This is a genomic window from Pseudomonas sp. 14P_5.3_Bac1, from assembly GCF_025466135.1.
In the GTDB taxonomy this organism is placed as follows: Bacteria; Pseudomonadota; Gammaproteobacteria; order Pseudomonadales; family Pseudomonadaceae; genus Aquipseudomonas.
Genome location: NZ_JANLOF010000012.1, coordinates 1 through 15495, shown reverse-complemented (window position 1 = coordinate 15495; position 15495 = coordinate 1). Strand labels below are relative to the sequence as shown.

Sequence of the window (15495 nt, the reverse complement as noted above, 5' to 3'; positions counted from 1 at the left end):
TAAGCACTGAGGCGCATTAAGAAAAGCGCCTTTACCGGCTATTTACCTTGGATTACAACTTTTAACTTCTGGCCTTAGTTTATGGGCTATTTAGCTAAGCCGCTGACTCTAAATGAAAACGGCCTGGACTAGGCCAGGCCGCAATCATCTATCAAGCGTGTTACTGCGAAAAGACAGTAATGCGCTGAAACAGTTACTTCAAAACAGCCAGGGCGGCTTCGTAGTTCGGCTCTTGGCCGATTTCGCTGACCAACTCGCTGTGCAGCACGTTGTTGTTTTCGTCCAGTACCACAACGGCGCGGGCGGTCAGGCCGCGCAGCGCGCCTTCGACAATCGACACACCGTAGTCAACGGCGAAGCCCGGGTCGCGGAAATCCGACAGGTTCTTCACGTTTTCCAGGCCTTCAGTGCCGCAGAAACGGGCCTGGGCAAACGGCAGGTCGCTGGAAATGCACAGCACCACGGCGTTGTTCAGGTCGTTGGCCTGGGCGTTGAACTTGCGTACCGAAGTGGCGCAGGTTGGGGTGTCAACACTTGGGAAGATGTTCAGTACTTTGCGCTTGCCGGCGAAGGTGGCCAGGGTTGCGTCCGACAGGTCGCCGGCAGTCAGGATGAAATCGGGGGCCCGGGTACCGGTTTGCGGCAGCTCGCCTTCAACCTTGATTGGGTTACCACGATGGGTGACTTGAGCCATGAAGAGAATCCTTATGCTGGGTTTATTGAAACGAATTCGAGACGCAGAAGTTAACCACAAACGGGCGAAGCTACCTATGGCCGAGCGTAAATTGTCACGCGGGCGCCCGATTAACAACGGCTATGGTTTAATTGCGCGCTTTTCGCCCGCCCTTCAAGGAACTCGTTGTTGATGAATCAGCCCGCCACCAAAGTCCTGGTCATTGGTTATGTCTGGCCGGAACCACGCTCATCGGCCGCCGGCGGGCACATGATGCAGATATTACAGAGCTTCCTGGACCAGGGCTGGGACATCACGTTCAGCAGCCCGGCAACCATGGGCGAGCACAAGGCCGACTTGCCGGCGCTGGGCATCACCGAATGCGCCATCGAACTCAATAACAGCAGTTTCGATGATTTTATTCGCGAATTGGCCCCGGATATTGTGGTGTTCGACCGTTTCATGATGGAAGAGCAATTCGGCTGGCGCGTGGAGAAATGCTGCCCCGACGCCTTGCGCGTGCTGGAAACGTCCGATTTGCAAAGCTTGCGTGACGCTCGCCACCAGCGTTTCAAGGACCACCTCAAGGCCCACCCCGAGAGCGATGACTTCAGCGCGCTGTTCAATCCAGCGTTAAAGGAAGAATTCCGGCGGATGGCCGACACCGACCTGGCCAAGCGCGAGATCGCAGCGATTTACCGCTGTGATATCAGCCTGGTGATCTCCGACGTGGAAATCCGCCTGCTCACCGAGCAGTTCAAGGTGCCCGCCGCCCTGCTCCACGGGTGCCCGTTGATGCTGGAACCGCCGACCGAACCCTTCGCACCGTTCGAGGACCGCGCGCACTTCCTGAGCATTGGCAACTTTCGCCATGCGCCCAACTGGGATGCGGTGTTGTGGATGAAGAGCAGCCTGTGGCCGCTGATCCGTCAGCAATTGCCAGGCGCACAGTTACATATCTACGGTTCCTACACCCCGCCCAAGGCCACGGCATTGCACAACCCGGCGCAGGGCTTTCATGTGATGAACTGGGCCGAAGACGCCCTGCAAGTCATGGGCACCGCGCGTATCTGCCTGGCACCGCTGCGCTTCGGCGCCGGGATCAAGGGCAAGCTGATGGACGCAATGCTCTGCGGCACGCCGAATGTCACCACGCCCATCGGCGCCGAAGGCATGGGTGATGAGCAACCGTGGCCGGGTGCGATCGAACATAGCGCGCCAGCCCTGGCAGCGGCCGCCGTGGCGCTGTACCAGGACCGCGAACGGTGGACCCAGGCCCAGGAGGATGGCCGCCGCCTGCTTGCCCGCCGCTACGACCAGGCCCTGCACGGCCCGGCGCTGGTGCAATGCCTGGAGCAGTGCCGCCTCCAGCTCGCGGCCCATCGCCGGGACAACTTCACCGGCAGCATGCTGCGCCACCATGCGCATAAAAGTACGCAGTACATGTCCCAGTGGATCGAGGCCAAAAACCGCAGCGTGTAAACACCGAGGCTGGCGAGGTCGCGCGCAAGGGGGCATTATCCTTGGCAGCAACCACAATAAAGCGACGGCAGCATGACCCGAGCAACGCGAATCACCGACCCTTCCTACGAGCTGATGGACGATCACAACGGTCTGTCCATCATCTATCGCCAACACGGCTTCCCGTGCCCGCTGGTGCGCTGGCATTTCCACAAGGAATACGAGCTGCACTTGATTGTCGCCAGTTCCGGCAAGGTGTTTATCGGCGACTACATCGGCAATTTTTATCCGGAAAGCCTGTTCCTCACCGGCCCCAACCTGCCCCACAACTGGATCAGCCAGGTGGAGGAAGACGAGGTCGTGCCCAAGCGCGACATGCTGGTCAACTTCACCGACGAGCTGTTTGAGGGCGGCAGTCAGATCTTTACCGAGCTCAAGAGCCTGGCGCCGTTGCTGGAACGTGCGCAATACGGCATCGAGTTCCGCTGCAAAAAAACCATCGCCCAGGCCGTGACGCTGATGCAGCGCATCGAAGACGCCCAGGGCATGGCGCGCCTGGGGCATTTCTTTATCCTGCTGGAAGTGCTGAGCGCGTGTGAGCACTACCAATTGTTGTCTGGCGTGACCACCCCGCAACTGGCGGACGAGCACAGCATCGACCGCACCAACCGCGCGGTGGACTACATTTTCGCCCACTACGCCCGCGAATTATCGCTGGAGGAAGTCGCGGAATACCTGGGGATGAAGCCGACGTATTTTTCCCGCGTATTCAAACAGGCCACGGGGCGCACCTTTATCGAGTTCGTCAACCGGTTGCGCATCAGCAAGTCCTGCGAGTTGCTGGCAGACGGCGATAAAGCCGTGACCGACGTGTGCTTCGAGTCGGGTTTCAACAACATCTCCAACTTCAACCGGCGCTTTCAGCAGCTCAAGGGCATGACGCCCTCCCACTACCGGCGCCTGGCGGTGCAGCGGCTGACGGAACAGAACCTGGCTTAACTGTTTCAGCAAGCAAAGTGATGAGTGCAAAAAAGTATCAGTCCAAGTGCGCCCAAGGATTTGTCATAACCCCATTTGAAGGCTGTAATCAACGCACACTCTTCCTGACTGTTCGTGGGAAGACACAACAACAATAACTGTCCTTCTGTAGCCCCTGGGCGCAGAAATGGAGTGCGCGATGAAGTTCACAGCAAAAACGCTGCTTGCCTGTTCTTGCATGACTGTATGCATGACCCTCAGCGCCGTCAGTTTTGGCGCGCAAACCCTGACTATTGCCACCGTCAACAACAGCGACATGATCCGCATGCAAAAACTCTCGAAGACGTTCGAGACCGAGCATCCGGACATCAAGTTGAACTGGGTGGTGCTCGAAGAAAACGTGCTGCGCCAACGCCTGACCACCGACATCGCCACCCAGGGCGGACAGTTCGACGTGCTGACCATCGGCATGTACGAAGCCGCACTCTGGGGCGCCAAAGGCTGGCTGGAGCCGATGAAAGATCTGCCGGCGTCCTACGACCTCGATGATGTTTTCCCTTCGGTGCGTGACGGTTTGTCCGTCAAGGGCTCGCTGTACGCCCTGCCGTTCTACGCCGAAAGCTCGATCACCTACTACCGCACCGACCTGTTCAAGGACGCCGGGCTGACTATGCCCGAGCACCCGACCTGGACCCAGATCGGCGAATTCGCGGCCAAACTCACCGACAAGACCAAAGAGCAGTACGGCCTGTGCCTGCGCGGCAAAGCCGGTTGGGGTGAGAACATGGCGCTGATCACGACCCTGGCCAACGGCTACGGCGCGCGCTGGTTCGATGAGAAGTGGCAACCCGAATTCAACGGCCCCGAGTGGAAGGACGCGCTGAACTTCTACGTCGACAACATGAAGAAATCCGGCCCGCCGGGCGCTTCCAGCAACGGTTTCAACGAAAACCTGGCGCTGTTCAACAGCGGCAAGTGCGCGATCTGGGTCGATGCCAGCGTGGCCGGCTCGTTTGTCACCGACAAGACTCAGAGCAAGGTCTCCGACCACGTGGGCTTCACCTTCGCCCCGCACGAGACGACCGACAAGGGCACGTCGTGGCTGTACTCCTGGAGCCTGGCGATCCCCACCAGCTCCAAAGCCAAGGACGCCGCCAAGGTCTTCACCAGTTGGGCGACGTCCAAGGAATACAGCCAGCTCGTGGCCAAGACCGACGGCATTGCCAACGTACCGCCAGGCACGCGCAAGTCGACCTACAGCGACGAATACATGAAGGCCGCACCGTTCGCCAAGGTAACGCTGGAATCGCTGAAAGTCGCCGACCCGACCAAACCGACCCTCAAGCCGGTGCCGTATATCGGTATTCAGTTGGTGACCATTCCTGAGTTCCAGGCCATTGGTACCCAAGTCGGCAAGTTCTTCTCGGGCGCGCTGACCGGTCAGCAAACGGTGGATCAAGCCTTGACCGCCGCGCAGACCACCACCGAGCGTGAAATGAAGCGGGCGGGTTATCCCAAGTAAAGCAGGCGTCCCCCTGTAAATGTGGGACCTGCTTTATGTGGGAGCTGGCTTGCCTGCGATACAGACACCTCGGTCTTTCTGTTTAAACCGAGTTGATGCCATCGCAGGCAAGCCAGCTCCCACACTGACCGCGCTTCGACTCTCGCTCTGCACGTACTTGACTGGTTCTGATCCTATGAATACCACCACTGCCAAAGTGCAAACCGCCGCGCCTGAAAAGCCGCGCAAAAGCCGCCTGGCCAACCCCGGCTGGTTCCTCGTCAGCCCCTCGGTGGCCTTGCTGCTGCTGTGGATGATCGTGCCGCTGGGCATGACCCTGTACTTTTCGCTGATCCGCTACAACCTGCTCTACCCCGGCGAAAACCAATTTGTGGGCCTGGAAAACTTCACGTACTTCATCACCGACTCGGGCTTCCTGCCCGGCGCCACCAATACCTTGCTGCTGGTGGGCAGCGTGCTGTTGATCAGCGTGGTGTTCGGCGTGTTGATCAGCGCCCTGCTTGAGGCCAGTGAGTTTTTCGGCCGTGGCGTGGTGCGGGTGATGTTGATTTCGCCGTTCTTCATCATGCCCACCGTCGGTGCGCTGATCTGGAAGAACCTGATTTTCCACCCGGTGTCGGGGATTCTCGCCGCCGTATGGAAGCTGTTCGGCGCCGAGCCCGTGGACTGGCTGGCGCACTACCCGTTGCTGTCGATCATCATCATTGTGTCGTGGCAATGGCTGCCCTTCGCCATCCTGCTGCTGATGACCGCCATGCAGTCCCTGGACCAGGAACAAAAGGAAGCCGCACGCCTGGACGGTGCCGGCGCCATCGCGATCTTCTGGCACCTGACCCTGCCCCACCTGGCGCGCCCGATTGCCGTGGTGGTGATGATCGAAACGATCTTTTTGCTCTCGGTGTTTGCCGAAATCTTCACCACCACCAACGGTGGCCCGGGTTACGCCTCGACCAACCTCGCCTACCTGATCTACAACCAGGCGCTGGTGCAGTTTGACGTGGGCATGGCCTCGGCCGGCGGCTTGATTGCCGTGGTCATCGCCAACATCGCGGCGATCATCCTGGTGCGGATGATCGGCAAAAACCTGACTGACAAGCCTTGAGGGCCGCGCCATGACGCTTCAACAATCTCGCCGCCTGCAAAGCCTGTTGCTCGGCACCCTGGCCTGGGCCATCGCGATCCTGATTTTCTTCCCGATCTTCTGGATGGTGCTGACCAGCTTCAAGACCGAAATCGACGCGTTCGCCACCCCGCCGCAGTTCATCTTCACGCCGACGCTGGAGAACTACCTGCACATCAACGAGCGCAGCAACTACTTCGCCTACGCCTGGAACTCGGTGGTGATTTCGTTCAGCGCCACGGCCTTGTGCCTGCTGATTTCGGTACCGGCCGCCTACTCCATGGCGTTCTACGAAACCCAGCGCACCAAGGGCACGCTGCTGTGGATGCTGTCCACCAAGATGCTGCCGCCGGTGGGCGTGCTGATGCCGATCTACCTGTTGGCCAAGAGCTTTGGCCTGCTGGATACGCGCATTGCGCTGATCATCATCTACACCCTGATCAACCTGCCGATTGTGGTGTGGATGGTTTACACCTACTTCAAAGACATTCCCAAGGACATCCTCGAAGCCGCCCGCCTGGATGGCGCCACGCTGTGGCAGGAAATGGTCCGCGTGCTGCTGCCGATTGCCAAGGGTGGCCTGGCTTCCACGGTGTTGCTGTCGCTGATCCTGTGCTGGAACGAGGCGTTCTGGTCGTTGAACCTGACCTCCTCGAATGCCGCGCCGCTGACCGCGCTGATCGCCTCTTACTCCAGCCCCGAAGGCTTGTTCTGGGCCAAATTGTCGGCCGTGTCGACCCTGGCCTGCGCGCCGATCCTGATTTTCGGCTGGATCAGCCAGAAACAGCTGGTGCGCGGTTTGTCCTTCGGCGCCGTGAAATAACGGTCTTTCAATAAAAAATTCAAAGCGGAGGCCCATCCCATGGCCAACCTGAAAATCAAGAATCTGCAAAAAGGCTTCGAAGGCTTTTCCATCATCAAGGGCATCGACCTGGAAGTGAACGACAAGGAATTCGTGGTCTTCGTCGGCCCCTCGGGCTGCGGTAAATCCACCCTGCTGCGTCTGATCGCCGGCCTTGAAGAAGTCACCGAAGGCACCATCGAGCTGGATGGTCGCGACATCACCGAAGTCACCCCGGCCAAGCGCGACCTGGCGATGGTGTTTCAGACCTACGCGCTGTACCCGCACATGAGCGTGCGCAAGAACATGTCGTTTGCCCTGGACCTGGCCGGCGTCGACAAAAAGCTGGTGGAAAGCAAGGTCAGCGAAGCGGCGCGCATTCTCGAGCTCGGCCCGCTGCTGGAGCGCAAGCCCAAACAGTTGTCCGGCGGCCAGCGCCAGCGTGTGGCCATCGGCCGCGCGATTGTGCGTAACCCGAAGATCTTCCTGTTCGATGAACCGCTATCCAACCTCGACGCCGCCCTGCGCGTGCAGATGCGCCTGGAACTCGCGCGCCTGCATAAAGAGCTGCAGGCGACCATGATTTACGTGACCCACGACCAGGTCGAAGCCATGACCCTGGCCGACAAAGTGGTGGTGCTCAACAGCGGCCGCATTGAACAAGTCGGCTCGCCGCTGGAGCTGTACCACCAGCCGGCCAACCTGTTTGTGGCAGGTTTTCTGGGCACGCCGAAAATGGGTTTTCTCAAGGGCAAAGTCACCCGCGTCGAAGGCCAGGGCTGCGACGTGCAACTGGACGCTGGCACCACCATCAGCTTGCCATTGAGCGGCGCCACCCTGAGCGTCGGCAGCGCGGTGACCTTGGGCATTCGTCCGGAGCACCTGGAAATCGCCTCGCCCGGCCAAACCACGCTGACCGTCACCGCCGACGTTGGCGAACGCCTGGGCAGCGACACCTTCTGCCACGTGATCACCGCCAACGGCGAGCCGCTGACCATGCGCATTCGTGGTGACATGGCCAGCCAGTACGGCGAGACCCTGCACCTGCACCTGGACCCGGCGCACTGCCATCTGTTCGACACCGACGGCGTGGCCGTGGCCCGTCCACTGCGCACTGCCGCCTGATTTCGCGAGATTTGTGATGAAACTGAATAAACAGAACCTGACCCAACTGGCGCCGCACGTGAAGATCCCGGCCTATGCGATTGCCAGCACCACGCAGGGCATCGCGCATATCGGCGTCGGCGGTTTCCACCGCGCGCACCAGGCGTATTACACCGATGCATTGATGAACACGGGCGAGGGCCTCGACTGGAGCATCTGTGGGGTCGGCCTGCGCGCTGAAGACCGCAAGGCTCGCGATGACCTGGCTGGCCAGGATTACCTGTTCACCCTGTATGAACTGGGCGATACCGACGACACCGAAGTGCGCGTGATCGGCTCGATCAGCGACATGCTGCTGGCCGAAGACAGCGCCCAGGCGTTGATCGACAAGCTGGCCGACCCGCAGATTCGCATCGTTTCGTTGACCATCACCGAAGGCGGCTACTGCATCGACGACAGCAACGGCGAGTTCATGGCCCACCTGCCGCAGATCCAGCATGACCTGGCGCACCCCGAATCGCCGAAAACCGTGTTCGGCTTTATCTGCGCGGCGCTTACCCAGCGTCGCGCGGCCGGTGTGCCGGCGTTTACGGTGATGTCCTGCGATAACCTGCCGCACAACGGCGCCGTCACGCGCAAAGCGCTGCTGGCCTTCGCCGCCCTGCACAACGCCGAGCTGCACGCGTGGATCAAGGCCAACGTGAGCTTCCCGAACGCCATGGTCGACCGCATCACGCCGATGACCAGCACCGCCCACCGCTTGCAGCTGCATGACGACCATGGCATCGACGATGCCTGGCCGGTGGTCTGCGAACCCTTTGTGCAGTGGGTGCTGGAAGACAAGTTCGTCAATGGACGCCCGGCCTGGGAAAAGGTCGGCGTACAGTTCACCGATGACGTCACGCCCTACGAAGAGATGAAGATCGGCCTGCTCAACGGCAGCCACCTGGCCCTGACTTACCTGGGTTTTCTCAAGGGTTACCGGTTTGTGCACGAGACCATGAACGATCCGGTGTTTGTGGCTTATATGCGCGCCTATATGGACCTGGACGTCACACCCAACCTCGCGCCGGTGCCGGGCATCGACCTGACCGAGTACAAGCAGACCCTGGTGGATCGCTTCTCCAATCAGGCGATTGCCGACCAGTTGGAGCGGGTGTGTTCGGACGGGTCGTCGAAGTTTCCCAAGTTCACCGTGCCGACCATCAATCGCTTGATTGCCGATGGGCGTGAGACCGAGCGCGCGGCGCTGGTGGTCGCGGCCTGGGCGCTGTACTTGAAGGGCGTCGATGAGAATGGCGTGAGCTACAAAATCCCTGATCCGCGCGCGGAGTTCTGTCAGGGACTGGTGAGCGATGATGCGTTGATCAGCCAGCGGTTGCTGGGTGTGGAGGAGATTTTTGGCAAGGCTATTCCCAACTCTCCCGAGTTTGTGGCAGCGTTTGAGCGGTGCTATGCAAGCCTTCGCGATAACGGCGTTACCGCAACCCTGCAGCACCTCCTGAAGAAACCGGCTTAACCCTGTGGGAGGGGGCTTGCCCCCGATGGCGGTGTATCAGTCAAATGCCCTTCACTGACCCACTGCTTTCGAGGGCAAACCGCTCCCACCGTTGATCGGGTTTTCAATCCAAAACAACAACACTGCTGAGCACTCCACCATGACCCAGCAAAACCTTTACCTTGGCATCGACTGCGGCACCCAAGGCACCAAAGCTATCGTCCTCGACACCACAAGCGGCAAGGTACTGGGCCTGGGCGCCGCCAGCCACACGCTGATCAGTGGCGCCAATGGCCGGCGCGAACAACATACCCAGGAATGGCTGGACGCCTTTACCGAAGCCACGCACCGCGCCTTGCAGCAGGCCGGCGTGGACGGCCAGGACATACTCGGCATCGGCGTTTCCGGCCAGCAGCACGGCCTGGTGCTGCTGGATGACCAGGGTCAGGTGCTGCGCCCGGCCAAACTCTGGTGCGACACCGAAACCGCGCCGGAAAACGACCGCCTGCTGCAACACCTGGGTGGCGAAAGCGGTTCCCTGGAACGCCTCGGCGTGGCGATTGCACCGGGTTACACCGTGTCCAAACTGCTGTGGACCCGCGAGCAGCACCCGGACGTGTTCGCACGCATCGCGCATATCTTGCTACCCCACGATTACCTCAACTTCTGGCTCACCGGCCGCGCCGTTGCAGAATTTGGCGATGCGTCGGGCACCGGCTATTTCAACGTGCGCACGCGCGAATGGGACGTGGCGCTGCTTCAGCACATCGACCCCAGCGGCCGCCTGCAAGCAGCCCTGCCTGAACTGATCGAGGCGAATCAAAGCGTGGGCACGATCCTGCCCACCATCGCCGAACGCCTGGGCATCAACCCCAACGCCCGCGTCTCCAGCGGCGGCGGCGACAACATGATGGGCGCCATCGGCACCGGCAACATCGCGCCCGGCGTGATCACCATGAGCCTGGGTTCGTCGGGCACCGTGTATGCGTTTGCCGATCAGCCGACTGTGAGCCCACAAGCGTCGGTGGCGACCTTCTGCTCCTCCAGCGGCGGCTGGCTGCCGTTGATTTGCACGATGAACCTGACCAACGCCACCGGCGTGATACGCGAACTGTTCGACCTCGACCTGGCCGCCTTCAACGCCTTGGTCGCCCAGGCACCGATTGGCGCCGACGGCGTCAGCATGCTGCCCTTTCTCAACGGCGAACGTGTGCCCGCCCTGCCCCACGCCACCGGCAGCGTGCACGGCTTGACCATGACCAACCTGACGCGCGCCAACCTCTGCCGTGCGGTGGTCGAGGGCACTACCTTTGGGCTGCGTTATGGCCTGGACCTGCTGCGCCAGACCGGCCTGCAAAGCCTGCGCATCCGCCTGATCGGCGGCGGTTCAAAAAGCCCGGTGTGGCGTCAGATGGTCGCCGATATCATGAACACCGAAGTCGTCTGCACCGAACAAAGCGAAGCCGCCGCCCTGGGCGCGGCGATCCAGGCGGCGTGGAGCCAGTCCGGCGAGTCCCTGGCCAGCTTGTGCGACAAATGCGTCAGCGTCGACCCGGCTAGCCGCACGCTGCCGGTGGCGGCCAGTGTCAGTGCCTACCAACACGCTTACGAGCGCTATCAACAACTCGTGGCAACCCTTTAAGAGCGAACGACTATGTATCTGGTGTGTGGCGAAGCGCTGTTTGATTTTTTCAGCGAGGAGGATGCCAGCGGTCAGGCGTCCAAGGTCAATTACAAGGCGATTGCCGGCGGCTCGCCGTTCAACGTGGCCGTGGGCTTGCGCCGTCTGGGCATCGACTCCGCGTTGTTCGGCGGGCTGTCCAATGATTTTCTCGGCCAGCGCTTGCTGCAAGTGCTCAAGGACGAGGGTGTGAGTGAGCAATTTCTGGTGGAATTCCCTGCGCCGACCACGCTGGCGATGGTGGCGGTGGGCGCCAATGGCTCACCGCAATACAGCTTTCGCGGCGAAGGCTGCGCCGACCGCCAACTGCGGGTGGTGCATTTGCCCACGCTGGGCCATGAAATTCGCGGGCTGCACATCGGTTCGTTTTCGCTGGTGGTGCAACCCATCGGCGACACGCTGCTGAACCTGGTCAAGCGCGAAAGCGGCAAACGCCTGATCAGCCTGGACCCCAACGTGCGGCTCAACCCGCAGCCGGATATCCAACTGTGGCGTGATCGGGTGAGCGAGTTGGTCAAGCATGCCGACCTGATCAAAGTCAGCGACGAAGACCTGCACCTGCTCTACCCCGACCAGTCACCGGAAAGCGTGCTGCAAGGCTGGTTGCAGCACCGTTGCCAACTGGTGTTTCTGACCCGAGGCGGCGACGGCGCAACGGTGTTCAGTCGCCAGCACGGCAGTTGGTCTGCACCAGCGGTCAAGGTGGTGATGGCCGACACCGTGGGTGCCGGTGACACCTTCCAGGCGGCGTTGATTGCCTGGCTGACCGAGCAGCAGCTTGACTCCGTAGAGGGCCTGCAGCAGCTGTCGCGCGAGCAGATCGACAGCATGCTCGACTTCGCCATTCGCGCCGCCGCCCTGACGTGCAGCAAGACCGGGCCGGACTTGCCGTACCGCGCTCAGCTGGGCTGATTGCCCATGACTGCAGGCCACGTATTTTCGTGGCTTGCAGTCAGCGTCAGGGCGAGCAAAGCCTGCCGACCGCGACGGGTACATCCAACGCGTTGGGCTGTATGTCGGCCAACACCGTGCGTTGGTAAAAAAGATGAAGGTTTTGTCAGCCAAGGCAAAATTAATCGATGGTTAATTCCGCGAGCCGAGAGTGAAGGTGTACCCACTTGCGGAGAACTACCATGAAACTGCGCACTTTGATGCTTGGCGGCGCATTGGCGCTGGCAACCGTCTCGGGCCTGGCCCAGGCAGATACCCAAGCCACAGCGTCCAAACCGGTGCCCTACCAGTACGGCATGCCGATGAACGTTAAAACGGTGATTGCGATGCATGAAACCGACACCAACGTTTGCAAAGTTATCAACGCCGATATCAAGTTTGTCGACACCGCGGGCAAAGTCGAAGACGTCGGCTACCGGAAAATGTCCGAAGCCTGCGATTTCCAGAATTGATTCCTCACACTGGCGACAGAACCGTATTGGGCCTGGCCTCTACCAGGCCCGCAGTTCCCCAGTGACTCAACCTCGCACAAGGCCTGATGACTAGCCGCGCCCTCCCACTCTTTGCAGAGCGGGCGAATGGGTGTGCTTGAGGTCTTCACGCAACCCGCTGATCAGGTTGCAAATGGCTCGACTGCTGTCGAGTTTGTCAGCGTTTATACCTTTTACTTCCAAATCCACTCGGTCGCGGTCACGGTCGTCATAGACTTTGATCGTCAACGAAGCATCTTCGGCTTTGGTGCATTCGCACCGTTTAGGCAGGAAACTTCCTTCAATAATACTGCGAAGTTCTAATTCCGAAAGCATGGCCAACCTCTCCTTTCATGAGACTGCCAACAGATTGTTATGTCCGGCAGATGCGTGTCTGCCACGTCTTACCGACCCTGGAAGACGCTTACAATCACCAGCGTACTCGGCAAAATCCATTCTCGTTGTAACTTTTCCTCATAAGCGGCACGCGCGGTTATATAAGTCTGGGAACTGCGTGCAAATTCTCGGCGAACAGCGTTGATTAAACGGTTATGCACTAATTTGAACCCTGCGCTGCGACTCTTTCTGCAACATGTCGCAAACTATCAAAGTTGATATTTGCCCCGGAATTCACCGCCACCAAGGTTTGCCCACGCAGCGCGTTTTGCGTCACGTACTTGCGGATGCCTGCTACCGCCAGGGCCCCGGACGGCTCGGTGATGGAACGCGTATCGTCATAGATCAACTTGATCGCGCTGCACAGCTGGTCGTTGCTGACAGTGATGACTTCATCCACCCAGTCGCGGCAGATTTCAAAACCATAAGCGCCGATCTGCGCCACCGCCGTGCCGTCGGCAAACCCGTCCACGCTGGGCAACACCACGCGCTCGCCCGCGCGCAGCGCCGCCAACAGGCAGCTGGAGCCTTCAGGTTCGACACCGACGATGCGCACCTGGGGCCGCAGGTATTTGACGTACGCCGCGATCCCCGCGATCAGACCGCCTCCGCCCACCGGCACGAAGATCGCGTCCAGCGCGCCCTGTTGCTGGCGCAGAATTTCCATCGCCACGGTGCCCTGGCCGGCGATCACGTCCGGGTCATCGAACGGCGAGACAAAGGTGCAACCCGAGGTCTCGGCCAATTGCAGGGCATGCGCCAGGGCAAACGCAAAGCTCTCACCGTGCAGCACCGCTTCTGCGCCTCGGGAGCGAACGCCGAGCACCTTCAGCTCAGGCGTGGTGCACGGCATCACAATGCTTGCCTTGATCCCCAATTCGCGCGCCGCCAGCGCTACACCTTGGGCGTGGTTGCCCGCCGACGCCGTCACCACGCCCCGCGCCTTTTGCGCCTGCGTGAGCTGCACCAATTTGTTGTACGCCCCGCGGATTTTGAAAGAAAAAGTCGGCTGCAGGTCTTCGCGCTTGAGCAACACCTGATTGCCCAGCAATGCCGAGAGCGCCGGTGCCGCTTGCAAGGGGGTGCGCACTGCCAGGTCATATACCGGGGCGGCGAGAATCTTTTTCACATAGTGTTCAAGCAATGCCGTATCAGCGGTGTGGGGGACGGGGCACATGCTCATGGGTATCTCCTGGCTTTTTTACAGGGCCCTGAGACGGAAAAACAAAACCCGCCTCTAGGGCGGGTTTGGGTACAGCCGTGTGCTATCCCGCCAAATGAGGAATGGCGGTAATAATGCTTGGCTGGCTGCGGAAGGCTTGAAATGTCATGTCACGAAATTAACCGCCACTCACCGGCCACGTCAATGCCCAACTACCCATTCTCCGGCAGGGGTTTACGGCCAGCATACGAAACGTATACGCTTTGTATATCAACACCACACAGTGAACGTCATGGGCATCGTCAAGATCACCGACCAATTGCACGAACAACTTCGCCTGGCCAGCGCTGCCATGGACCGATCCATCAACGCCCAGGCCGAGTTCTGGATCAAGATCGGCCTGCTCGCCGAACTCAACCCACACCTGCCCTACAACGAGCTGATCAACAAGCTGTTGCTGGACAAGCCCGACCTGATCCGGGGGCGCAGCTGATGATCAAGACCGCCGCCCAACTGGCAGTGATGCGTGAATCCGGACGCCTGCTGGCCCAGGTTTTCGACATGCTTGACGGCTTTGTCGCCGCCGGCCGCTCCACCCTGGAGCTGGACAGCGCCGTCGAGGCGTTCATTCGTAACGACCTCAAAGCCCGCCCGGCAAGCCTGGGGCAATATGACTATCCGTTCTGCATCAACACCTCGATCAACGAGGTGGTGTGCCATGGCATGCCCAGCGCCAAGGCTATTCTCAAGGACGGCGACATCATCAACATCGACATCACCCTGGAAAAAGGCGGCTTTATCGCTGACGCCAGCAAGATGTACATGATCGGCACCGTGGCGCCCAAGGCGCGGCGCCTGGTGGAACAGACCTTTGAAGCCATGTGGGCCGGCATTCGCCAAGTCAGACCGGGCGCGCGCCTGGGTGATATCGGCCATGCGATCCAGAGCCATGCGCAGGCCAACGGCTACAGCGTGGTGCGCGAATACTGTGGCCATGGTATCGGCCGCCAGATGCATGAAGAACCGCAAATCCTCCACTTCGGCCGCCCCGGCACCGGCCTGGAGTTGCGTGAAGGCATGGTGTTTACCATCGAGCCGATGCTTAACCAGGGCAGCGCCAAGGTGCGCGACTTGAAAGATGGCTGGACGGTGGTGACCAAGGACAACAGCCTGTCGGCGCAGTGGGAGCATACCGTGGCGGTAACGGCCGACGGGTTTGAGGTGCTTACCTTGCAGGTAACGGATTGAGGCGTGTAGATGTGGGTGTGGCGGCTGGTGCTGGGGCATACCCATTTTTGGGGTGACGGCAGTTGAGTGGTTAGATCACAAGCAAAGCCGAGGCGGCCTGATTTTGGAAGCTGAACCCACTCTAATGTGGGAGCTGGATTGCCTGCGAAAGCGGTGTGCCAGTGCCACATGAGCTGACTGAACCACCGCCTTCGCGGGCAAGCCCGCTCCCACAGTTGGATCTCTGTGCATCAGGTAGATGGGGGTCGTGTGTACTCGGCCAGCTCCCACAGAAAAGCCAAGCACTGCGGTGCTGGTAGGTGAACTCGGTCAACTTGTGGGAGCGGGGGGGGGGGGGGGGGGGGGGGGGGGGGGGGGGGGGGGGGGGGGGGGGGGGGGGGGGGCGGGGCG

15 protein-coding genes are annotated in these 15495 nt (G+C 60.4%); 12 read left to right on the top strand and 3 right to left on the bottom strand.

Features of this window, described 5'->3' with window-relative positions; all coding sequences use genetic code 11:
• Positions 1–193: 193 nt before the first annotated feature.
• On the bottom strand, positions 194–694 hold the full coding sequence (tpx, locus tag NTD89_RS03125; RefSeq protein WP_262206420.1) for a thiol peroxidase: 501 nt from the start codon (positions 692–694) through the stop codon (positions 194–196).
• A 171-nt stretch (positions 695–865) separates the two neighbouring features.
• Here tpx and NTD89_RS03120 point away from each other — a divergent pair, with 171 nt between their 5' ends.
• The 10 genes from NTD89_RS03120 (at position 866) to NTD89_RS03075 (ending at position 12281) form a co-directional block, all read left to right on the top strand.
• Positions 866–2155 (top strand): glycosyltransferase, encoded by a 1290-nt coding sequence (locus tag NTD89_RS03120; protein ID WP_262206419.1) that lies wholly within the window; start codon positions 866–868, stop codon positions 2153–2155.
• A gap of 72 nt (positions 2156–2227) precedes the next feature.
• Positions 2228–3133, top strand: a complete 906-nt coding sequence (locus tag NTD89_RS03115) for an AraC family transcriptional regulator (protein ID WP_262206418.1) — start codon at positions 2228–2230, stop codon at positions 3131–3133.
• A 217-nt stretch (positions 3134–3350) separates the two neighbouring features.
• Positions 3351–4634 (top strand): ABC transporter substrate-binding protein, encoded by a 1284-nt coding sequence (locus tag NTD89_RS03110; RefSeq protein WP_371924143.1) that lies wholly within the window; start codon positions 3351–3353, stop codon positions 4632–4634.
• A 175-nt stretch (positions 4635–4809) separates the two neighbouring features.
• Entirely contained in the window at positions 4810–5736 is a 927-nt protein-coding gene (locus NTD89_RS03105) for a carbohydrate ABC transporter permease (RefSeq protein WP_106577881.1), read from the top strand.
• Positions 5737–5746: 10 nt separating this feature from the next.
• Positions 5747–6577, top strand: coding sequence for a carbohydrate ABC transporter permease (locus NTD89_RS03100; RefSeq protein WP_016968929.1), 831 nt, complete (start codon positions 5747–5749; stop codon positions 6575–6577).
• 39 nt (positions 6578–6616) lie between these two features.
• Complete coding sequence (locus NTD89_RS03095) at positions 6617–7720, top strand: ABC transporter ATP-binding protein (RefSeq protein WP_262206417.1); 1104 nt, start codon at positions 6617–6619, stop codon at positions 7718–7720.
• Between the two features lie 16 nt (positions 7721–7736).
• Positions 7737–9218 carry a mannitol dehydrogenase family protein gene (locus NTD89_RS03090; RefSeq protein WP_262206416.1) on the top strand — a complete coding sequence of 494 codons (1482 nt, stop codon included), beginning with the start codon at positions 7737–7739 and terminating at the stop codon, positions 9216–9218.
• Positions 9219–9357: 139 nt separating this feature from the next.
• Positions 9358–10839, top strand: a complete 1482-nt coding sequence (gene xylB / locus NTD89_RS03085; protein ID WP_262206415.1) for a xylulokinase — start codon at positions 9358–9360, stop codon at positions 10837–10839.
• Between the two features lie 12 nt (positions 10840–10851).
• A complete protein-coding gene (locus NTD89_RS03080; RefSeq protein ID WP_262206414.1) occupies positions 10852–11790 on the top strand; it encodes a carbohydrate kinase family protein in 939 nt (312 codons plus the stop codon).
• A 221-nt stretch (positions 11791–12011) separates the two neighbouring features.
• Positions 12012–12281 (top strand): DUF2790 domain-containing protein, encoded by a 270-nt coding sequence (locus NTD89_RS03075; protein WP_262206413.1) that lies wholly within the window; start codon positions 12012–12014, stop codon positions 12279–12281.
• Between the two features lie 90 nt (positions 12282–12371).
• Here the strand turns inward: NTD89_RS03075 and NTD89_RS03070 are convergent, their stop codons facing one another.
• Together NTD89_RS03070 and ilvA are read right to left on the bottom strand one after the other, a co-directional pair.
• Positions 12372–12635, bottom strand: coding sequence for a DUF1652 domain-containing protein (locus NTD89_RS03070; RefSeq protein WP_145165664.1), 264 nt, complete (start codon positions 12633–12635; stop codon positions 12372–12374).
• Positions 12636–12855: 220 nt separating this feature from the next.
• Entirely contained in the window at positions 12856–13878 is a 1023-nt protein-coding gene (gene ilvA / locus NTD89_RS03065) for a threonine ammonia-lyase, biosynthetic (RefSeq protein ID WP_262206412.1), read from the bottom strand.
• Positions 13879–14149: 271 nt separating this feature from the next.
• On the opposite strand from ilvA, the gene NTD89_RS03060 reads away from it, so the two are divergent.
• A complete protein-coding gene (locus NTD89_RS03060; protein WP_003190946.1) occupies positions 14150–14350 on the top strand; it encodes a ParD-like family protein in 201 nt (66 codons plus the stop codon).
• Positions 14350–15105 (top strand): type I methionyl aminopeptidase, encoded by a 756-nt coding sequence (map, locus tag NTD89_RS03055; protein WP_145165666.1) that lies wholly within the window; start codon positions 14350–14352, stop codon positions 15103–15105. Before NTD89_RS03060 ends, map begins: the two co-directional genes overlap by 1 nt.
• Positions 15106–15495: the final 390 nt, after the last annotated feature.